General features: G+C 58.8%; 18 protein-coding genes. 15 read left to right on the top strand and 3 right to left on the bottom strand.

The annotated features are described in order from the left end of the window. Nucleotides 1-2: 2 nt before the first annotated feature. The 5 genes from J8C06_RS07300 (at nucleotide 3) to J8C06_RS07280 (ending at nucleotide 3,583) form a co-directional block, all read left to right on the top strand. Nucleotides 3-791, top strand: a complete 789-nt coding sequence (locus J8C06_RS07300; RefSeq protein WP_211428060.1) for a F0F1 ATP synthase subunit A — start codon at nucleotides 3-5, stop codon at nucleotides 789-791. Nucleotides 792-1,018: 227 nt separating this feature from the next. After that, a complete protein-coding gene (locus tag J8C06_RS07295) occupies nucleotides 1,019-1,327 on the top strand; it encodes an ATP synthase F0 subunit C (protein WP_246602002.1) in 309 nt (102 codons plus the stop codon). Between the two features lie 272 nt (nucleotides 1,328-1,599). Then, nucleotides 1,600-1,809 (top strand): cold-shock protein, encoded by a 210-nt coding sequence (locus J8C06_RS07290; protein WP_211428059.1) that lies wholly within the window; start codon nucleotides 1,600-1,602, stop codon nucleotides 1,807-1,809. Between the two features lie 194 nt (nucleotides 1,810-2,003). Beyond that, nucleotides 2,004-2,465 (top strand): SRPBCC family protein, encoded by a 462-nt coding sequence (locus J8C06_RS07285; RefSeq protein WP_211428058.1) that lies wholly within the window; start codon nucleotides 2,004-2,006, stop codon nucleotides 2,463-2,465. Nucleotides 2,466-2,521: 56 nt separating this feature from the next. Beyond that, a complete protein-coding gene (locus J8C06_RS07280; RefSeq protein ID WP_211428057.1) occupies nucleotides 2,522-3,583 on the top strand; it encodes an SDH family Clp fold serine proteinase in 1,062 nt (353 codons plus the stop codon). Nucleotides 3,584-3,738: 155 nt separating this feature from the next. Here the strand turns inward: J8C06_RS07280 and J8C06_RS07275 are convergent, their stop codons facing one another. From J8C06_RS07275 to J8C06_RS07265, 3 genes are all read right to left on the bottom strand, one after another. Then, on the bottom strand, nucleotides 3,739-4,365 hold the full coding sequence (locus J8C06_RS07275) for a hypothetical protein (protein ID WP_211428056.1): 627 nt from the start codon (nucleotides 4,363-4,365) through the stop codon (nucleotides 3,739-3,741). A gap of 59 nt (nucleotides 4,366-4,424) precedes the next feature. Further along, nucleotides 4,425-5,057 carry a polyhydroxyalkanoate synthesis regulator DNA-binding domain-containing protein gene (locus J8C06_RS07270; RefSeq protein WP_211428055.1) on the bottom strand — a complete coding sequence of 211 codons (633 nt, stop codon included), beginning with the start codon at nucleotides 5,055-5,057 and terminating at the stop codon, nucleotides 4,425-4,427. Nucleotides 5,058-5,217: 160 nt separating this feature from the next. Continuing rightward, the gene (locus J8C06_RS07265; RefSeq protein ID WP_211428054.1) at nucleotides 5,218-6,330 is read right to left on the bottom strand and encodes an ATP phosphoribosyltransferase regulatory subunit; all 1,113 of its coding nucleotides are present in this window, start codon (nucleotides 6,328-6,330) and stop codon (nucleotides 5,218-5,220) included. 106 nt (nucleotides 6,331-6,436) lie between these two features. Between J8C06_RS07265 and J8C06_RS07260 the strand changes: the two genes are divergently transcribed. From J8C06_RS07260 to J8C06_RS07215, 10 genes are all read left to right on the top strand, one after another. Then, nucleotides 6,437-9,379 carry a TFIIB-type zinc finger domain-containing protein gene (locus J8C06_RS07260; protein ID WP_211428053.1) on the top strand — a complete coding sequence of 981 codons (2,943 nt, stop codon included), beginning with the start codon at nucleotides 6,437-6,439 and terminating at the stop codon, nucleotides 9,377-9,379. A 183-nt stretch (nucleotides 9,380-9,562) separates the two neighbouring features. Then, nucleotides 9,563-10,399 carry a DUF4388 domain-containing protein gene (locus J8C06_RS07255; RefSeq protein WP_211428052.1) on the top strand — a complete coding sequence of 279 codons (837 nt, stop codon included), beginning with the start codon at nucleotides 9,563-9,565 and terminating at the stop codon, nucleotides 10,397-10,399. Between the two features lie 48 nt (nucleotides 10,400-10,447). Beyond that, a complete protein-coding gene (locus J8C06_RS07250; protein WP_211428051.1) occupies nucleotides 10,448-11,710 on the top strand; it encodes a hypothetical protein in 1,263 nt (420 codons plus the stop codon). 47 nt (nucleotides 11,711-11,757) lie between these two features. After that, nucleotides 11,758-12,252, top strand: coding sequence for a hypothetical protein (locus J8C06_RS07245; protein WP_211428050.1), 495 nt, complete (start codon nucleotides 11,758-11,760; stop codon nucleotides 12,250-12,252). A 135-nt stretch (nucleotides 12,253-12,387) separates the two neighbouring features. Continuing rightward, nucleotides 12,388-13,194 carry a DUF4388 domain-containing protein gene (locus tag J8C06_RS07240; RefSeq protein ID WP_211428049.1) on the top strand — a complete coding sequence of 269 codons (807 nt, stop codon included), beginning with the start codon at nucleotides 12,388-12,390 and terminating at the stop codon, nucleotides 13,192-13,194. A gap of 113 nt (nucleotides 13,195-13,307) precedes the next feature. Continuing rightward, nucleotides 13,308-14,567 carry a HAMP domain-containing protein gene (locus tag J8C06_RS07235; protein WP_211428048.1) on the top strand — a complete coding sequence of 420 codons (1,260 nt, stop codon included), beginning with the start codon at nucleotides 13,308-13,310 and terminating at the stop codon, nucleotides 14,565-14,567. A 26-nt stretch (nucleotides 14,568-14,593) separates the two neighbouring features. Beyond that, on the top strand, nucleotides 14,594-15,754 hold the full coding sequence (gene sucC / locus J8C06_RS07230; protein ID WP_211428047.1) for an ADP-forming succinate--CoA ligase subunit beta: 1,161 nt from the start codon (nucleotides 14,594-14,596) through the stop codon (nucleotides 15,752-15,754). A 122-nt stretch (nucleotides 15,755-15,876) separates the two neighbouring features. Further along, nucleotides 15,877-16,698, top strand: coding sequence for a patatin-like phospholipase family protein (locus J8C06_RS07225; protein WP_211428046.1), 822 nt, complete (start codon nucleotides 15,877-15,879; stop codon nucleotides 16,696-16,698). Nucleotides 16,699-16,801: 103 nt separating this feature from the next. Further along, complete coding sequence (locus J8C06_RS07220) at nucleotides 16,802-17,707, top strand: ferritin-like domain-containing protein (protein WP_211428045.1); 906 nt, start codon at nucleotides 16,802-16,804, stop codon at nucleotides 17,705-17,707. A gap of 169 nt (nucleotides 17,708-17,876) precedes the next feature. Then, nucleotides 17,877-18,797: a universal stress protein gene (locus tag J8C06_RS07215; protein ID WP_211428044.1), complete on the top strand. Its 921-nt coding sequence runs from the start codon at nucleotides 17,877-17,879 to the stop codon at nucleotides 18,795-18,797. Nucleotides 18,798-18,853 lie beyond the last annotated feature (56 nt).

Below are 18,853 nucleotides of genomic sequence, written 5' to 3'. Positions count from 1 at the left end.
CTATGGTTTCGTCCATTGTAGGTTTTCCCTGGCCGCTGGCCCTGGCTGATGAAGGGGCCGCCCATCCGCACCCGTGGCTGGTCGAACAAATTCACCACCTGACCGGCCTTTCCGACCGGGAACTTCCCGGTCATGTCATCATGCTCCTCATCGCGGCCGTGATCTGCGTCGTCGGTTTCAAGCTGCTGGTTGGCAAGCCTTCGGTTGACAAGCCCAGTTTTGGGCAGCAGATCGTCGAGATCATCGTGCTTCAGGTGCGCGATATGGTGGAGCAATCCACCGGGCAGTATGGCTTCAAATACTTGTCTTATTTGCTTCCCCTGGCGGCGCTCATCCTGACCTCGAACCTGATGGGGTTGTTTCCGCTGTTTGAGTCGCCCACGGCGAACTTCAACGTCACCTTGGCGCTGGGGCTGATGACATTCATCTACTACATGTTCATGGGCTTTGCCCAACAGGGGCTAGGTTATCTGAAGCACTTCACGGGCGGGCTGACCGCCGGATTGATGGCCATCATGGGCGGCATCATTTTCATCTTCGAGATGTTTAGCAACGCCATTCGTCCCGCCACGCTGGCCCTGCGCTTGATGATCAACATGTTCGTGGATGAGCAGCTCGGCATTGCCTTTGGCACGATTTACCAAATCCTCGTCCCGATCCTGCCCATGCTGCTGGGGACGTTTGTGGCGGTGGTGCAGACCTTCATTTTTGTCCAACTGGCGATTATTTACCTGAGTGAAACCGTGCCGCATGATGACCACGGTCACGAAGACGAGCCTGCGCATGCTTAGTTGGGCTTCGATGGCTGTCCGGCCTGCCGCTTTTTCTTTGGCTTCTTTCCCTGGCGCTCAAAGTTGCCTTGGCGATACGCATCGGCCTTTCCTGTGTGTTGCTGGAACGCTGCACGTCCCAACGTCGCAGGCTGCAATCCCGGACACACCGCACTCATGAAGCGTATGGCCGAGCTGACCCCGAGCGTCGTTGTTTCACTACCTCTAACGCTTTGGGAGATCCCTGCATGATGAAAAAACTTGTTCTGAAAACCTTGGCTACGGCATCGTTCCTGATGGCGATGTCATTTCCGGCGCTGGCGGCCGACGGCACGAGCGGCGGCGGTACGTACAAAATTGCGCTCGGGGCACTTGCCGTTGGTATCGCCGCGATTGGTTGCGGACTCGGTGACGGCAACGCCATCGCCGCCGCCTGCGAAGGCACGGCGCGCAACCCAGGCGCCGGTCAACGAATCTTCACCACGATGCTCATTGGTATGGTGCTGATCGAAACCCTGGTGCTCTTTACCTTTTTGGCGGCCTATCTGGGCTTCTGAGGCAGGGCAAGCCGAGACTTTCGCCGTCCGTTGCTGATGATGGGTAACGGACGGCTTTTTTGCTTTGTGCCTCAACAAACTAATTGACGTGTAAGCTCACGGCCGTTACTTTCGCGCTACTTCACGCATAAACCACCTGTCGCCGACTTTGTTCAGTGTGCCGTCACCGCTAGGTATCGGTATGGGTGCGCTCAGGGAACTAGGGTGTGAAGGATTCGTGCGCGTCTGTCAACCGCGCAGCATAACTGTATTCTTTTCGGGAGGGAGTCCCCATGTCGCGTACCACCGGTAAGGTCAAGTGGTTCAATAACAGCAAGGGCTATGGATTTATCGAGAATCCAGGCGGCAATGATGTATTTGTCCACTATTCAGCCATCAAGGAAGACGGCTATAAGTCGCTTGATGAAGGACAGGTCGTTGAATATGAAATTGTGAATGGGCCGAAGGGTCCGCAGGCCGAAAACGTCACCAAAGCCGTTTGAGCGCCCGGCGTTTTGTTCCTCCTCACCTCAAGCGCCTTACAAGCCAGCTTGCAAGGCGCTTTTTGTTCGCTCCTTGAATTTGTGCTGTGTTTGGCAACCCTCCCGGTTGGCTTGGGCGTGATGTGAACTTGTGCCAAGCTGCGGTCACGTCAGTCAGGCACGTCAGTCAGGTTAGCTTCGGTTGAGAGCGAAATGTGAATATCGTGGACGTTCTGGAGGGGCGCATCACGATTCAGGCCCCGCCCAAAGCCATCCTTCCATACTTGGTTGAGCCAGCGTTGTTGCCGTTGTGGTCGCCAACCGAGGCGCGTGTGTCCCGCGTTGGACGCAAGAAGCACGGGGTTGGCGCGAAACTCCGCGTGCAGTTTGTCGCTCACGGCTTAGACCCCATCGAGTACGAAATCATCCACCAGGAAGGGACCCGGCTGGTCAGTCGGTTTACCGGCACAATGTCAGGGGAAGACATCTGGACGCTGGACCCGAAAGACAAGCGCACTGAAGTCCACAATCAGATGGTGTTTTACCAGCCGGATTTTCTGACGCTCGTTGGCTGGAAGGCGGTCGGGCGGATGGTGGCCGAACGCGACGTGCGCAACAAAATGCCGCTGCTCAAGCGGGCCGTCGAGGAGCAATGGCAGCCAGAAGACGACTCATGACACAGTAGTGTGTGAACCCCTGACCATTGCTGTCTTGACTAAGAGGTATGCGCCCCATGGACAATGCAAACGGAGCGCCGGATACGCCAGAACCCGCTTCTGAAACTTCTCCAAAAAACAAGCGCGCCCCAGAGGTGGTGCGCCCACCAATTCTGTTGGCTGACACGCAGGCGATTGTCAGGCGTATCGAGGGCCAGATTGGGGAGACGTTTCTCGTCTACTGGAACTCGCCCGGCGGCTCGGTCTGTCAAAACGATGTCGTGGGATTTTATGAACTGCTGCGCGCGATTGGTAAGCAGGATCGGGTGACACTCTTCATCAAGTCGGATGGCGGTGATGGGACGGCTTCGTTGCGGATTGTTCACCTGCTGCGCCAGTTTGCGTCCCACGTCACGGTGGCCGTACCGCTGGCTTGTCTTTCAGCCGCGACAATGATCGCACTTGGGGCGGATGAAATCTTGATGGGTCCACTCGCTCATTTGTCGGCGGTGGATACCGCGTTGACCCACGACCTGTCGCCAATTGACAAGGACAACCTGCGCGTCCGGGTGAGTCCTGATGAACTCAATCGCATCCTGACACTTTGGCGACAGGAAACCCGCGGTGAGACGATGAACCCTTACGAAGACATCTTCAAGTACGTTCACCCGCTCGTCATTGGCGCGGTGGATCGGGCCAGTTCGCTTTCGATGCGGTTGTGCACGGAAATTCTGTCTTACCATCTCGAAGATGTTGAAAAAGCCCGCGCCATCAGCCACACGCTCAATGCGGAGTACCCATCGCATGTGTACCCCATCACACTCCGCGAGGCGCGGCGGATTGGACTCAACGCCCATGAACTCAACCCGGAACTCAATGACTTGCTCATCGAACTCAACGAGATGTATTCCGAGATGGGCCAGAAAGCCATCACGGATTTCGATGAACAGAACTATCACGACAACGGAATTCTCAATATCCTAGAGTGCCGAACGAGTCAGATTTTCTATCAGAACGATACCGACTGGCACTACATGCTCAACGAACGCCGGTGGATTCGGCTCAACGACAACAGCTCGTGGCGCAAGGCAGAACTGGTCAACGGCGAAGTTGTGCAAAGCGTATTTCACATTCGTTGAATGAGGATTTGGGGCGAGTCGGCGCCACGTCTTGGAACCGCCGCCGGCTGAACTAACTGAGAGAAAAGAAAAACGCGCCCCAGGCGGAGCGCGTTCAGGAATCAGCGTGAGTTGAAATTAGGCTGGTCGGCGACGAAACCCGCTATGGTTTGCGCTTAGGCAGTGGCGGCGATGGGTTCACCGGTCGCCTGTTCAGCCTTGCGCCGGCTGGTTCCCTTGGGTTCTTTGTCGAGCTTGCGCGACATTTTCTCGACTTGATTGAGAATCCGCTTGATGTCCGAACCATTGGCCAAATCAAGCGACGCAACGACGTTGAGGACTTCTTCCCGCAGCGCTTCCTTGTCAAGCGCGGCCTTCTTCGACGTGGGGCGCGCCACTTCGGTAAGTTGGCGCACGAGACTTTCAAAAAATTTCTGAAGGTGCTCAGCGATTTGTTTGGCCTGAGCAATGGGTGCTTCACTGAGCTTGTTGACCTGGCGTTCGATGTCTTTGGTCGTGGGTAGGTTGAGGTTGGGGAGGGTTGGCATCGGAAGCGTCGGCACCGTCAGTTCAACTTCATTGCCGCGCGCCATGGCATCATCGAAGAACTTCTTCACATTGTCGCGGACGACGAGCGTTGTGCCGATGCCGAATTTGACACCTTTGACGGCCGCCTCCGAGACGACTTCAAACGGGGCGCGGGCTGGTTGCGTCACCAACCGCTGCGCGGCCCGTGACCGTGGCTTGGCCGCCTCCGGCGTGGTCTTGCGGGTGGTTTTCTTGGTGGTCTTGGTCGTTGCCATATGAGTGCACTCCTTGTTGCGGAAAGTATCAAAACAAAACTATTGAGGTTGTCCCAGTGTCACGACCGGGCAGCGCGAACCCGCTTGCGCGGGGATATCGGGTGCCCATTGGCGGCGGGCTGAGAAGCGATGCCATCTGTGTCTTGTGCTGCGCGCGTGAGCTTCCCAAGCTGCTTTTCAAGCTCAGTGACGCGGCGCTGGAGGCGGGCGAATTCCGTGGCTGACGGAACGCCATGCTCCGAGAGCTGTTCGGCCACGCACTGCGCGACGAAGGCTTCGATAACTGCCCGCAACGCCGGCGCGAGTTCGTCCGCGCTCGTAGTGTCTTTGACTCCAGGGCGCAGCGCCTCCCGGAGCATTGCGCCTAAACGCTCAAACTGGCGGTCAATCTGGTGCACCGTATCCAGCCCGGCCGAAACCGTCCGCCGCATATAGCCAAAAAACAGGTCGCCCGGCTGCCGAATGAACGATACCAGGGCGTTGCGCGAAATCGGCTCGGTCGGCTGGCGAACCGTGGCCGCGGCAATCTTGGAAAGGGTGGCTTCCGTGATGTCTTCGCCGCTTTCTTTGTCAATGACTTGGACCTCTTCACCGGCCTGGATGAAATCGGCTAGTTCGTCCAACTTCACATAGCGCCGGGCGGCGACATCGTAGAGCTTGCGGTTGGCGTAACGTTTGATTGTGCGTGCCATATTCGCTGCGTCCATCCTTTGGCGTTGGGAGTCTGAAGTTCGGGTAAACCAACGCTGAGATGAATGTAACGCGATGCGTCAAAAAAGGTCAAGCAAAAAATAACGCAATGCGTCAGAAAAAAAGCTCCTTTTCCCCCGCAAATCTAAGCAGGAAAGTGCTTTAGCGTTCTGGTGGAAACGAGTGCCGCGCCGTGCGAATTTCAACCCGCTCACCGGCGCGGCGGCACTGACGGGCCTGGCGAAAGGCGGTGGTGAGGTCATCTCCGTCAGCATCGAGGGCGGTTGTCGGGGGGATTGGAAGGGGCAGGGCATCGGTTATTTGCACGAGGCGGTCAAGGGAAAGCTGAAACCCGACTGCCGGCTCATCCACCCCAAACAAGCGGGTGAGCGCGTCGTAGCGCCCGCCGCTGCCCAGGGCGACGCCACTGCCTGGTGCGTAGAGGTGGAAGGTCATGCCTGTGTAGTAACCGAGTTGGCTGACGTTTGCCGCATCGAATGTCAACCGGTCAGCAATATCAAGCGCCGCCGCCACGTCGAAAACATGCTCGATGTCGTCGAGGGCCGATCGAATTTGAGGATTGTCTGTCTGGGCGCGAATCCGGCGCAGGGCGGCTGTCTGCCCATGGGACATCAACACATCTTGCCAGTGCGCTGGTGCCGGCTGTTCCTGGAGCCAGCGCGCCAGTGCGCTGGTTTGCCGCCGGTCAACTAGGTTGCGCAGCTCATCGCGTTTCACCGGCGAGAGCGCCAGTTCCGCGGCGATTCCGTCAAGGAGTCCGGCATGGCCAAGGGAGACTTGGGCTTGGGTCAGTCCGAGCCGTTCCAGGGCTTCCAGGGCGACCAGCAGGACCTCGACATCCGCCTCCAGCCGGTCATTGCCGAAAAGCTCCGCGCCAAGTTGCCAACTGGCGTCCATGGGGTGGCGCGCCGGCTGGGCGTTGCGGAACACTTCGCCCACGTAGCACAACCGAATGGGGCGCGGCCAGTTCTGGCAGCGCATGGCGACGGTGCGCGCAACAAGCGAGGTCAAATCAGTCCGCAGGGCTAGCACCTCTCCCGCGACATCCGTGAAGCAGTACACCGCGCCAGCCGAGTGCGCGCCGGCGCTATGGGCAAAGAGCGCGTAAGCGTCGTACACTGGCAGCAGGATTTCTTCATAAGACCACCCGTGAAACGTCTCGAGAACAAGGTGTTCAATGGCCCGCCGCCGCCGCGCTTCGGGTCCGAGAATGTAGGTTACGCCGGCTGGAAGTTTGAATAGCGCATCCGTCATGGTAGTTTATAGCCACACTTCTTCAAAAACTCGGTGCGCTGTGCTTGTACTCTAACCGAAGCGGCCAACGCAAAAGTCGTCTCCTTAGGGACGGGAAGGGCTGCCGATGTCGGATACCAAGGTGCCTTCAGATACCGTCGTGACTGCTGGGGAGAACCGTGTCAGGCCGTGCCCAAACTGCGGGGCCGGGCTGTTTTCAGGGCAAAAATACTGCATTCGCTGTGGATTGCGGTGCGATCCGGCCGCTCTTGAGCGGTTGGCGATGCTGGACGTTGAGCGACGGGCAATTTTGGCGTCACTTCTCCCCGCTGTCGCGGCGGGCGCTCCGCCGATTCAAGCGACATCCGTTCCGGCCGCCGCCCCACCGTTTGAATCAGCCCCCACGCAGGCCTTATCCGCCGAGAAGCCACCGGTAAGCTTGCCGACGGCGGCTGATGGCTTGCCCACCAGCCTAGCCGGCGAGAGCACCACCTCCACGGCGTGGCTGCTCAAGACCATGGTCTATGGTGGTGTCACTCTGATGGCAGTTGGCGCACTCATCTATTTGCGGGAAGTTGTTTTGGAAAGTCCGGCCCTTCAGCTTGCGCTGCTCACGGGCGTGACGGCGGGGCTTTTAGGCCTGGGTGTCCGGGGACTTCGTCACCAGACGGACGACCTTCTCGCCCGTGGTTGGCTGTGGTTGGGGGCGTTGCTCCTCCCACTGGACTTCTGGGCCGGCGTCTATCACGGCGTGCTGCCGACCGGCGTGGGGTGGGGCTATGCGGTGGTCTGCGCCGTGGTGTACTGGTTATTGTCCGTTTGGCTCGCTGACCGTGGACTGCCCCACTTGGCGGTGCTCGCCGCGCTCACGGCCGGGGTATGGTTCGGGCTTGACCGGCTGACAACGTCGTTGGCCTTGACGCTGGTGGTGGCCATAGCGGCTGGCTTTGCCGCCTGGTCCGCTACCCATCCGTTCCACATCGCCGCTCCTGCCGGCTGGTGGTGGGGTGGGGCGACCATCGGACTGTGCGCCAGCGTTCTGCCCGTGCTCGATGAGTTCTGGCTGGGCGGCGTTGCCGGGCTGGGTTGTTTCGTGATGGGGCGGTTTGTCTCCATCCGGGTGGTTGGTTGGCTCTGGGTCGGAGCTGGACTCTGGTCACTGACGGTAGCTTATGGGCGCTGGCTCGGTGCGCTCGAACTGTCGGTTGGGTGGATGACGGCCGGCTGGGCCGGCTGGTTGCTCGCACTGGCAGCCGGACGCTCCGCCGCTACCCGGTGGGCGTCAGAAAGCGATGAGTCCGTCGCTACCCACTTCCGAGCGCCTTTGTGGTGGGCCGAACAAGTGCTGGCAGGGGCGCTTGGCTTGTGGGCATTGGTGGGCTTTGTTGCCGCTTCCGAGGTGGCGTTGCTTCCGGGTTCGCCTATCCACTCGCTCCCCATTGAAGAAGCTTATGGAAACTGGCTGGCCTGGTTCTTGGTGATGGGGTGGGGAGGCTGGCAGTTATGTGAGACGCTGTCCTGGTTTCCGCTTGGACTGGTGACACTCGCTGTTTTGGCCAGCGGTGGCGTGCTGGTCTTGTCTGTTTCCGCGCATCCGCTGGCAGTTCTGGTGTTGCCGGGGCTGTTGTGCGCCGCGCGTCTGGGCGTGGAGTTGCTTGGGGTTTACTTCGGGAAACAGTACAGCACGGAGGTAGATACTAGCTTCGGCCTGGATTTTGGACTCGCCCACCACCCCGACATTGTCCCATCACGAGTGATTTTGGACATCAGCGCCGGTTTGTGTCTGGTGGTGCTTGTGGCGCTGGCCGCGGGAGATTGGAAGTTGGCGCATACGCTGGGGCTGGGGCTGGTGATTGGTTACAGCGGTTTGTGCTGGTTTGCGGCCGGCGTCCCGACGACGCAGCGGGCCTATGCCTTGGCGATGTGGAGTCTGGTTTATGTTGGCCTGCTCAGTACGATCTGCGGCGCGGGACGCGCCGCGCTCATTGACGTAACCCCTTCGGTAACGCTTGTAGCCGCGGCCGTTGCCATTGGCCTGGCCCGTGAGATCGAAGATGAACCGATACTCAGGTGGGCGTTGCGGGAAGTATCGGTCGGCATGCTTGGCTTTGGGGTGCTGGTTGGCCTGACTGGTGTTCTCATGGCACAGGGGCATGAGGTGGGCCACGGCTTGGCGTTTGTTGCCGCAACGAGCGCAGGCTGGGTGGTCGCCGTCTGGCGGCAAGCGTCCTGGCTGATGCTTGCTGCCACGCTGTGTGGGGGATTGGCAAGTGTCCAAGTGGCACGGTGTGCCGGAAGTCAGCCTGAGGTGTTGCCGCTGATCGGCATTCTGTATGGCTTTACCTGCGCCTGGCTGGGATGGCGCTGGCAACGCCACCGCGCACAGGGGGGCGCGCTATGGTCGGCTATGGCAACTGCCGGCCAGATTGGCTTGTGGCTGGCCGCCTTTGGTGGGCTGGTCGTCATCCCTCCGTCTTTCCCATCCGGGGGCAACTTGGCGACCGGCGCGAGCCTTGTCTGTGCCGCCGGCGCGCTGACCACGGCGAGTTTTGTTGTCCGCCAAGCGGTTCTGTCTGACCTCTATGCCCTGGGTGGGCTGGTGTGGGGTGCCGCCGCTTACGTGTGGTGGCTAAGCCACGTTGGTTTGCCTGTGTTTGCAAACATCGCATACATCACGCTGCCCTATGGCGTACTGACGGTGGGGATTGGGTGGCTCAAGCAGCGCTTTCAACGTGGGTATCCAGTTTTGTCTGAGGCGCTCATTTGGTTGGGGAGTCTCATCTTTTGCGTCCCGGTTGTCCTCCAGGCATTGCAGCGCCGCCTGACGGACAGGGTTGCCCTGTCTTATGACGTTGTGGCTGACGCTGCTGCGCTGGTGGCACTGGTAACTGGCTTGGCCACGGGTTGGCGCGCGCCCAGTACAGTGGGGGCGTTTGCCCTCAGCTTCCACCTTGGGTTGGTGGTGGTGTATAGCGTGCCGTGGGGTGACATTCCGTACAGTGTTTACCTGACTGCGAGCGGATTGACCCTGTTTGTCATCGGAACCTGGCTGTGGCGTCACTACCGGTGAGCGTAAAACGGCGCGCATCGTGTTTGGTCTTGAAGCATAGGTTGGTCTCAACGCCGTCGCCTGCCAACTCAAGGGCAATGGTTGAATTGACACTGCGAAAGAAACTTTGTTAGCTTTCGCTCACCTTCTTGGGACGTTCCTAACGCTTTCAGAAATAGCTTTTTCCTGCTTCTGGGAAACATTATGCCGCTTGTTGGCGATCTTACCGACCTCGCACTGGTGGACATCATCCAGATTAACTGTGTCGGCCGAAATACGGCTCGACTGACCGTGCATTACCCAATTGGCGATGGGGTGTTTTACTTCGCCGACGGTGAAGTCGTAGATGCGCGTTTGGGTAGCTTGGTTGGCGTTGAGGCAGTTTACAAGGCACTGGAATACGATCAGGGTGCTTTTCGAATTGATACCGGTATTCCAGCCCCAACGCGGACGATTTTTGAGCCTTGGGCAAACCTCATCATGGAGGGGTTACGCCTGCTGGATGAAGCCCGCGCTGGGCGCGGCGAAGAGGGTGAGTCGTCCACCCCGACGCCAGCCGCGACGCCGACCCGGACCCCAACAACGACCAGCGGCGCGGCCCGCGTCGTCAACATCTATCAGTCATTGGTCAACGACTTGACGAAGGTCAAGGGAATTGACTTGGCGTTGGCGGTCTCTCGGGATGGCACCGTTCAAGCCGCCAGCAAGGTCAAGTCCGCCGAAAAGTTGGGCATGATGGTGGCCTTGATGGTTCACCTCGGCCGCCTTGTCACGGTTCCGGGGCGCGTTGGGCCACTGTCACGGATGACGATTAGCGTTGGCCCGAAAAAGGTCATGATTTTTGATCTTGAAAACTACCTGGCCCTGATCGAGTTTGGCGCGGCGGTTCGATTCGAGACGATGAGTCCGCACATTGATCGCATTTTCCGCAAGATGCAGGCGCGCATCAACGGTGCGACCGAAGGTGTTTCGACCGGGTTACTGGGTGGAACTGGCACGTTGACGCCGCCGGGTCCCTATGCTGGCCCGCTGACGATGTAATGCCACCTTGCCTCGGGTCACGACTCTGGTTTGGGTTTACGCTTGGTCATGATTGTTCCGCGTGGAAAACCGGTTCACGAGAATCTGAGCACATCCTACGTCAACGTTGCTGCCCTGTTGGCTGACCTACAAGTCAATGAGTTTACGGGGTATGTGTCGGTTGAGTTCTGGGGCTACAGCAGCTATGTGTTTTTGTCACGTGGGCAGATTGTCAATGCCTACGAGGCGACTGACTCCGTGATTCAGCGTGAGCGGGAAGCGCTGGATGGGTTGCTCTCACGCGCCCAGGCGCGGAATGGCAAGGTTGGTTTTTTTCATCACCCGGAGGAAGTCATCCACGCCATTGCTGGGATTATCAACGGTGAGCCGGTTTACCGTGACCTATCCTCAGACTTCACCAATCTTGAAAAACTGGTCGAGAAACTCGTCAAATCAGATTCAGTCTGGTATGTCGAAGTGCTGTTTGAACAGGAACCGAGTGGCGGCATCATCTACATTGTGGATGGCCGGGCGGAAGGGGTTTGCTCGGTTGAGTTCGGGGGAGAGGGGCAATACCAGGTGGCGCTTGGGTCAGACGGGCTGAAGCTGATCTATGAGCGTGTCTCGAAAGGGGCGACGTTCAATGTCTATCGTGGCACCGCTGCCCCAGATACCCTAGTCACCACGATCAAGCCACCTGCTACGGCCCAACCACGGCTTGAATCAGTATCCGTTGGCGCGGCTCCGGTGGAGCAGGTGGGGGCCCTCAAGCCAACGGAGGAAATGCCTCCGCCTACGGTTCGCGTGCCAGAAGTGCAGCTTCCTCCACCTACGTCGCCAGTTGTGGATATGGCGCTCGTTGGCGATGCGGACGATGGCGACTCGCCGCTTGAACTCGAAGACGAGAGTACGCGACCGCTGACTCGTGAACAATATGCCGAACTTGTGGGCTTGATGGGGGAAGTGGTTAGTGCGGTCGAGGCTGGCGTGACTGACGCCCTCCGGCGGGCTGACTTCTTGCCATCATTTCGGGAGGCGCTCATCAACATTGCTACCCATTATCCGTTTCTAGACCCATTCGCCGCTGAGTTTGAGTATGCTGGCGGTGTGGCGACCTTTCGGGGGAAAGCGCGTCCGGCCGATTTCGTGGTTGGGCTGGCCCAAGCCCTGCGCCTGACGGTCGCTGACCTTGATCGCCGCGCGCCAGAGACTCACGTGCGTAGCCACATCGAGACCGCCCTGCGCGCGCTGCATCAGCGCCGCCGGTCCGAGTTTGAACGCTATGGGTTGGAAATCGCCACGAACGAAATTCTAGCGCCCTCGGCTGGATAGGTGGCGTTAGCCTCGTCCGGTGAAGCCTCGGCTTCCAAGGAGTTCTTATGTCAAAGGCTCACGAAGTGTTTCTTCAGGATTTGATGCGCACACCCGCAGGCATCAAGAGCGCCTTGCTTGTCAACAATCGTGGAGAAGTCCTGCTGAGTGCCGGGCAGTTTGCCCTCAACTCACAGGCGACAGTGCAGATGGGGGTATTGTTGGCGCAACTGTCGGCTGTCGCTGAACTTGAGTACAACAAGGTCGAAGAAATCTCGATGGTCTTTGGGGAAGGGCGGGTCACGACCTTCACAAACCTTGACTTGATGATAGAGACCACCTATGGTATCCAGGAAGTCTTCCTCATACTCGTTAGTGCACCCACTGGAAACCTGCCAACCATGCGCATGAGCGTCAAGGTGGCGGCCGATAAGCTGAAAAAAGACCGCGCCGTGGCCGGGCTGCGGGTCAGCGTCAGTGTATTGCGTCGTAACCTCTTGACACGCGACCGACTCGATGCCACGAGTTGGGAACTGCTTGAAGCGATGAACCGCGCCCAGTGAGCCTCTGGTGTCCTGGTGGACTGACTCGATAGGTGGGTCGGTAAAGCGTCGGTTGTGCGGTGCCCTAGCGGGGGGCTGGCGCACCTGATGGACAGACCTCAATGGACATTTTTTCTGATCCCAGGAACGCACGCCATGTCGAATGCATTCAGTGGTAATCTCGCTCAGCTCAAACTCATGGACGTCCTACGCTTGCTCCACGCGAGTAATCGCACCGGCACACTTGAACTCAGTCACGATGATGGACGGCAAGGCGAAGTTCACTTCGACAACGGGCAAATCGTTCATGCCGTTTATGAGGACGCAGTTGGGGAGGATGCCGTCTATGGTTTGTTCTCATGGGGCAGCGGAAAGTTCAGCTTTACGGCCACTGACACTCCGACCGATGAGCGAACCACCTATCTACAAACCGAGGAAATCCTTCTCGAATGTGTGACTTATGCCACGGAGTGGGAAAGTGTGCGGCGGGTTGTGCCTTCAGCGCGGGCCGTATTTCGCCTTTCCTCGCGCTCGATGAAGGAGTTTTCGCTGCGCGCTGAAGACTGGTCAATCATTCAAAATCTGGACGGCACGCAGACAATCGGCGAGATTGGCGACCTGACGCAACTCAATGAGCTGATGGCGTCAAAAGTCATTGTCCGCTTGTACGACCTGGGGTTGGTCGAATACGTTGGCGAGCGCCAAGAAGAAGATGTGCAGGTGGACGCCGTATCAGAAGACGTCATCCACCAGACGGAGAGGGAACTGATGCGGGCAATTGGACCAATGGCGCCAATTGTGCTCGAAGACTGCGCTGAAGCAATTGGCTTCAAGCTGCGGCAGTTGCCCAAGGACATGATGCCGGCCTTGGCGGAACGCCTCGCCGAAGAAATTCCTGACAACGAGCGGCGCGTCAAGTTTCAAGAAGCTATGCTCGAAATCATGCAGCACTTGTATGCCTAAACGCCGTTGCCCAAGTAAGCCCATCATCGGTCTTTCGCCCTGTGCTGAGTCTCGGCTGGGATGGGGACGAAGAGTTTACCTTGTGACGGATTAGTCGTCGTCTATTTTTGCCCATGAAGTTCAATATTCGGAACAAGCTTGTCATCTTTGCGGCGTTGCTTATCTTCGCGCCGCTGGCTTTGTCGGCATTGGCATTTGTCGTGGTGGTGAGCGGCACGATTGATGCCAACGCCCGCCGTGACGTTGAAAAAGATGCTCGCCTAGCTGACCGGATTCTCCGCTCTAGGCAACAGACGTTGCGCGAAGTCGCCCAGGCGACCGCACAGGCCGTGGCGGCAGAAAACTTGATTGATTCGGCTGCGTCTCCGACCGGCGCTTCAAGCGCTTCCGGGAATCCTGCTCAGGTCGCGCAGCAAAGTCAGGCAAGCGGGCAGCAAAAGCTTATTCAACTCATCAAGCAGCGCGTTGAATCCTCTGGGGTGGACTTCATCGCCATCCTCAACACGAAGGGCCAGGTGCTGGTGCGGAGCGCCGGAAGTGGCGAAGACTCCTTCAGTGACAACCCGCTGTTTATCAAGGCCAAAAATGCGGCTGAAAGCAACCAGCCGGACGCCCTGCTCCGGGCTTTGGTCGCCGGCTCGGTCAACGAGACGCCTGACCTGCTCAAAAACTTTGGCCTGGCTGAACAGTTCAACCGTAACGCGGTCTCACAGGTTGGACTGATGATCGAAGCCATTGCTCCCGTGGTATCCGGCAATCGGGCGCTGGGTTATGTCGTGACGGGACAACTCATCAACAACGCGCCCCAGGACGAGAATCGGCCGCTGGCCGCCCTGACCCGGGAAGTCAAGCAGACGCTTTACCGTGATCTTCAGGAAGTCGCTGTGTCCCTGGTTCTCGCCAAAGACAAAAAGGTTATTTCAGCCAGCGACCCACGTGCGCTAGGCCTGACCGTTCAAAGCGAGCTTGCGGCTGACAAGCCCACTGCCGTCAATAACCCATTGCTTGGCGCGAGTTACAAGACAGCTTTCGCCCCGGTCAAGGGACCAGACGATGTCACCATCATTGGATATGTTGGGGTTGGTGTTCGTGAGAGCTATTTCAGCCAAGTCTTCAACGCGACGCTGCTCATCATCGCCGTTGTCACTGGCGTTTCACTGGTGCTTGGGGTTGGTGTGGCATTTGTTCTCTCACAGCGCCTGACCCAACCAATTCTGAAGCTTACCGATGCGGCCAATCGCATCAGCCTTGGCGAGCTGGATGAGCCAATCAGCGTGGCAACTGGCGATGAAATCGGCGAGCTGGGCGAATCACTTGAGCGGATGCGCATCAGTTTGAAACAGGCTATCGAGCGTTTGCGCAGTCGCCGCTAACGAGAATCATCTGTGAGGGGTGCTCGATGAAAATTCATGAATACCAGGCCAAACGCCTCCTGGCGAAGTTTGGCGTTCCGGTGCCACGGCATCACGTGGCGCTCAATCCCCTGGATGCCTGCATGGCGGCCGAAGCTCTGGGCACTTTTCCCGTAGTGCTCAAGGCGCAAATCCACGCCGGCGGGCGTGGCAAGGGCGGCGGCGTCAAGTTGGCGCATTCGCTTGAAGAAGTTGAATCCATTGCCCTGCGCATGCTGGGGCACAAGTTGGTAACACCCCAGACCGGCCCGGAAGGACGGACGGTTCACCGGCTGATCGTAGAGGAAGGCCTCCATATTGACCGTGAGCTGTACATCAGCCTACTGATTGACCGTGCCACGTCGTCACCAATCATCATGGCAAGTCAGGCGGGTGGCATGGAAATCGAGGAGGTCGCAGCGGAAACGCCGGAAAAAATACTCCGTGAGGTCATTGACCCGGCGCTTGGGCTACAGCCCTATCAGGCGCGCAAGGTTGCCTTTGGACTTGGCTTCACCGGCAACCAGGCCAGTAAGGTCGTGAAGATACTCCTGGCACTGTATCGGGCTTTCATTGAAAGTGACGCTTCACTGATTGAGATCAATCCGTTTCTCCTGACTAAGGAAGGCGACTTTTACGCCCTCGACGCCAAGGTGATGCTGGATGACAATGCCCTGTATCGGCATCCCGACTATGTCGAACTGCGTGACACCCGTGAAGAGGAAGCCCTTGAAACGGAAGCGGCGAAGTACGATCTCAACTACGTCAAGCTTGACGGCACGATTGGCTGCATGGTCAACGGGGCTGGGCTGGCGATGGCAACGATGGACATCATCAAGCTGGCCGGTGGAAACCCGGCAAACTTCCTGGATGTGGGCGGCGGTGCGTCACAGGAACGGGTTGAGCAAGCCTTTCGCATCCTGCTGGCCGATCCAAACGTCAAGGCGGTACTGATCAACATTTTTGGCGGCATTGTTCGGTGTGACATGGTTGCGGCCGGCGTGATTGCAGCCGCGCGCAACCTCAACGTTGCGCTTCCGATTGTCGTTCGGCTTGAAGGCACGAATGTTGAAGCCGGCCGCGCCTTACTCGAAGACTCTGGACTCAACTTCACGACGGCAACTGGTATGCAGGATGCCGCGGAAAAAGTGGTTGCCCTGGCGGCTTAGTGAGCCAGGCAGTGAGCGCGCGCTGGCGCTTGCGCCACAGATCCGTTTGCCGTCGGTTCACTGGTAAGGCTGCGCTATCGGCGCAGCCTTTTTGGTGTGCTTTACCGCGTGGAGTTCTTGACATGACCACGCTCTGCCGCGATGTGCCGGTTAGCTTGGTGCTTGCCGCTGGCGGTGCGCGTGGGGTAGCGCACGTCGGCGTTTTAGAAGCGCTGGTGGCGAATGGCTTCCAGGTCAGTGAAATCGTTGGCTCCAGCGCCGGGGCATTGATTGCCGCCTACTATGCCGGCGTGGGCCTGTCGTTGGATGAACTGCGGCGGCTGGGACTGGGGCTAACGTCACGCCACCTGCTCGCGTGGGCGGCTGCGCGGCGCGCGCCACGATGGCTAGCAGGCTACTTCCGGCAACGCGCCGGGATCGTCCCGGACTACCTTGAGCGCCTCGAGCGCGCTTCAGGTAAGCGCCTCCACCACGGTGTTGAGCGCATTGGCTTCCTGGCATTTGATCGTATTTCGCGTGGAGATGTTTTGCTGCACAGCCACCTGCCCGATTTTCCGCTTGCCGATGCCATGCGCGGTGCGGTCGCTATCCCGCTGGTGTATCCGCCGCGCCCGGTCGTCTGCGCCGGACGGCGCATGCTGCTCCACGATGCTGGCGGGCGGAACCGCATTCCCATTGAGTATTTGTTCACTGAGCCTTTTGCGCCACGACAGATTGTGGTCAGTGACATTGCCAATCGCCTGGTTCATCGGCAAGAGAATGCCGCGAAAATCAAGGCACTCCAGGCTCGTCATCCTGATGTCGCCATTCACCATGTCATGCCAGACGCGCTTGGACGTGGAATGTTGCTGTATCAGCCATCCGACCTGGAAGCGCTTGTCGTTTCTGGTCGAACCGTCATGACGGCACTCATTCAATCCAGCGCCCGCTCGCCGGTTGGTTAGCGACCGGGGCGCGTTGCAGGGGTTTTCAAGTTGCGGCAGGTGGTTTACAGTTGGCCCGACATCCCCCAGAAAACCTATCCCTCACTTGTTTGGGAGAAGTTGCATGTCAGCTACTCGTCAGGAAGCCGCCATGCGTCAGGTCTTCGAGCGTGTTGTTGCCGACCCTGATTTGCACTGGGCGACGATGAATCTCTACTACTACTCTGAATATCACGGCGCTGAAGGCATCGCAGCGCTTGCCAAGCGGGCCGAATCCACCAACCCACAGCTTGCCGAGGAGCTTGTCCATCACGCGGATGATGAGTTCCGCCATGCCGCCATGATCGCCGACATCATGACCGATCTCGGCAGCAGCCCGCGCCCGCCACTTGGGATCAAGTACGTGGATGAGTTTGCGGCGCTCGCTACGGCCAGCACCGATCCAGACCGCTTGGACGAAGTGGAGTTACTGGCGGCGCTCAATGTGACGGAGAAACGGGGACTGTTCAGCTTTGCCCTGCACGTTTCAACTCTGCCCAAGGAAAGCAAGGCCTTCAAGTTACTCAATCAGGTCAAGAACGAAGAGGCCGGACACGTCCGGTGGGGCAATCAGCGGCTGGCCGAACTCAAGGCAAGTGGACGCGAAGCGGAAGTGCGGCGGGCGCAGGCGAAGTTTGAGGTCATCGAAAAAGCCGCCTATGAAACATCGCTTGACATCATGCCCGGCGCGCCCATCCGTCACTTCCGGCGAATTGTGGATGTGGCGCAGGAACTGCCGACTGAACGCCAAATCCCGTATGTGGTGAGTCAGTTTCTGCGCGCTGCGAATCCATTGCCCGTGCTTGGCGCGCGTTGGCAGTTGGTTGAAACCATTTTATCCTCGGCGCAATTGCGTGAACAGGTCAGCGAGGATGTCCGGCGCATGGTTGCCGGTCAGTCGCTGTCTAGCGATTCGCTGCTCGGACGCCTGGCCGGCGACGCCCGCCGCGCCGTGGAAAGTCTATGGCGTCCGCAGGCGCAAGCGGCTTAGGCTATTTGGACTTGGTGGGCGCTGCGTTTATCAATGATCTTTTCCGATAGGCGCAGCGCCGACCAGTGCGCTACGCTGGAGTTGCGCTTCCCCCTCGTTGTTTGCCTGGCTTCGCACGGCAAGGGTCGAGGAGGAAGCCCCGAATTCTCTTTCGTGCCAGCTTAACGCCATGTTCAAACACATTCTCTTTGCAACTGATTTTTCACCGCTTTCGCGTGGACTGCTGAAATATGCTGCGGCTTTTGCCCGCCAGGCCAATGGGCGAGTGACCCTGCTCAACGTCCAGAGCGCATCCTTGCCGGCCCAGGCGCTCCGGCTTTCTGAGCGCGCCTTGGCGGAAAATGGCTATGAGTGGCTGGTTGGGATTCGCCGTGAGCTGGAAGAGATGCTTCAGCATGAAACCCTTCAGGGACTTGACGCCCACGCCATGCTGGCCGAGGGCGACCCGGCAACCGAAATTCTGCGTGTTGCGCGTGAAAAGGACGTATCCCTGTTGGTGATGGCAACCCAGCGGCGGGGCTTCTTAGCGCGTCCGCTGATTGGTTCAACGGCGCTGGCCGTCCTCGAGGAAAGCCCTTGCCCAGCGCTCGTTGCCCGTCCACCCTGCCGCGACTTTGTCTATTACAAAGGGGCTGAAACGACAATTGCGCTCAATCGGATTCTCCTTGCCACCGACTTTGACCCGGTTACCGATGCCGCCAAGCAATTGGCTTTCGATTTGGCTAAAGCCCACGATGCCAAGGTGACGGCGCTGCACGCCATCCACATCGTCTTGGGTTATTTCCCGATGCGCGCCAAATCTGGTGAAGATGACGCCGTGGCGCTTGTCCGCCGCAATGCCGAAGCGCGCTTTGAAGGGTTGGCATCCGAAGCGGCGGCAGCGGGCATCAAGTTTGAATCTCGGCTGGTGGATGGGCGGGCCTACGAGGCGACGTTGAAAACTGCCCAGGAACTCGAGGCCGATTTGATCGTCATGGGCTGCGGTGATCGCCAAGCCGGACAGCCGCTTGGGCACCACGTCGAACGGGTGATTCGGGAAACGACCTGCCCGCTGCTGGTTGTGCCGCCGGCTGCCGCCACGCAAAGCTGAGGGTTGGTAGAGCCGTCCGGTGCCATTGGCGCGCCCGACGGCCTCTTCAGCCGGCC

It is taken from the genome of Chloracidobacterium validum, from assembly GCF_018304825.1.
Classification (GTDB): domain Bacteria; phylum Acidobacteriota; class Blastocatellia; order Chloracidobacteriales; family Chloracidobacteriaceae; genus Chloracidobacterium; species Chloracidobacterium validum.
Note: the sequence above shows the minus strand (reverse complement) of the source record. Positions and strands in the feature narration are given on the sequence as shown.

Excerpts from the sequence above, each read along its gene's own strand:
- J8C06_RS07220 (WP_211428045.1), top strand. The coding sequence starts at position 16,802 with ATGTCAGCTACTCGTCAGGAAGCCGCCATGCGTCAGGTCTTCGAGCGT.
- J8C06_RS07275 (WP_211428056.1), bottom strand. The coding sequence starts at position 4,365 with ATGGCAACGACCAAGACCACCAAGAAAACCACCCGCAAGACCACGCCG.
- J8C06_RS07300 (WP_211428060.1), top strand. The coding sequence starts at position 3 with ATGGTTTCGTCCATTGTAGGTTTTCCCTGGCCGCTGGCCCTGGCTGAT.
- J8C06_RS07295 (WP_246602002.1), top strand. The coding sequence starts at position 1,019 with ATGATGAAAAAACTTGTTCTGAAAACCTTGGCTACGGCATCGTTCCTG.
- J8C06_RS07260 (WP_211428053.1), top strand. The coding sequence starts at position 6,437 with ATGTCGGATACCAAGGTGCCTTCAGATACCGTCGTGACTGCTGGGGAG.
- J8C06_RS07290 (WP_211428059.1), top strand. The coding sequence starts at position 1,600 with ATGTCGCGTACCACCGGTAAGGTCAAGTGGTTCAATAACAGCAAGGGC.
- sucC (WP_211428047.1), top strand. The coding sequence starts at position 14,594 with ATGAAAATTCATGAATACCAGGCCAAACGCCTCCTGGCGAAGTTTGGC.
- J8C06_RS07280 (WP_211428057.1), top strand. The coding sequence starts at position 2,522 with ATGGACAATGCAAACGGAGCGCCGGATACGCCAGAACCCGCTTCTGAA.
- J8C06_RS07270 (WP_211428055.1), bottom strand. The coding sequence starts at position 5,057 with ATGGCACGCACAATCAAACGTTACGCCAACCGCAAGCTCTACGATGTC.
- J8C06_RS07245 (WP_211428050.1), top strand. The coding sequence starts at position 11,758 with ATGTCAAAGGCTCACGAAGTGTTTCTTCAGGATTTGATGCGCACACCC.
- J8C06_RS07235 (WP_211428048.1), top strand. The coding sequence starts at position 13,308 with ATGAAGTTCAATATTCGGAACAAGCTTGTCATCTTTGCGGCGTTGCTT.
- J8C06_RS07225 (WP_211428046.1), top strand. The coding sequence starts at position 15,877 with ATGACCACGCTCTGCCGCGATGTGCCGGTTAGCTTGGTGCTTGCCGCT.
- J8C06_RS07255 (WP_211428052.1), top strand. The coding sequence starts at position 9,563 with ATGCCGCTTGTTGGCGATCTTACCGACCTCGCACTGGTGGACATCATC.
- J8C06_RS07215 (WP_211428044.1), top strand. The coding sequence starts at position 17,877 with ATGTTCAAACACATTCTCTTTGCAACTGATTTTTCACCGCTTTCGCGT.
- J8C06_RS07240 (WP_211428049.1), top strand. The coding sequence starts at position 12,388 with ATGTCGAATGCATTCAGTGGTAATCTCGCTCAGCTCAAACTCATGGAC.
- J8C06_RS07265 (WP_211428054.1), bottom strand. The coding sequence starts at position 6,330 with ATGACGGATGCGCTATTCAAACTTCCAGCCGGCGTAACCTACATTCTC.
- J8C06_RS07250 (WP_211428051.1), top strand. The coding sequence starts at position 10,448 with ATGATTGTTCCGCGTGGAAAACCGGTTCACGAGAATCTGAGCACATCC.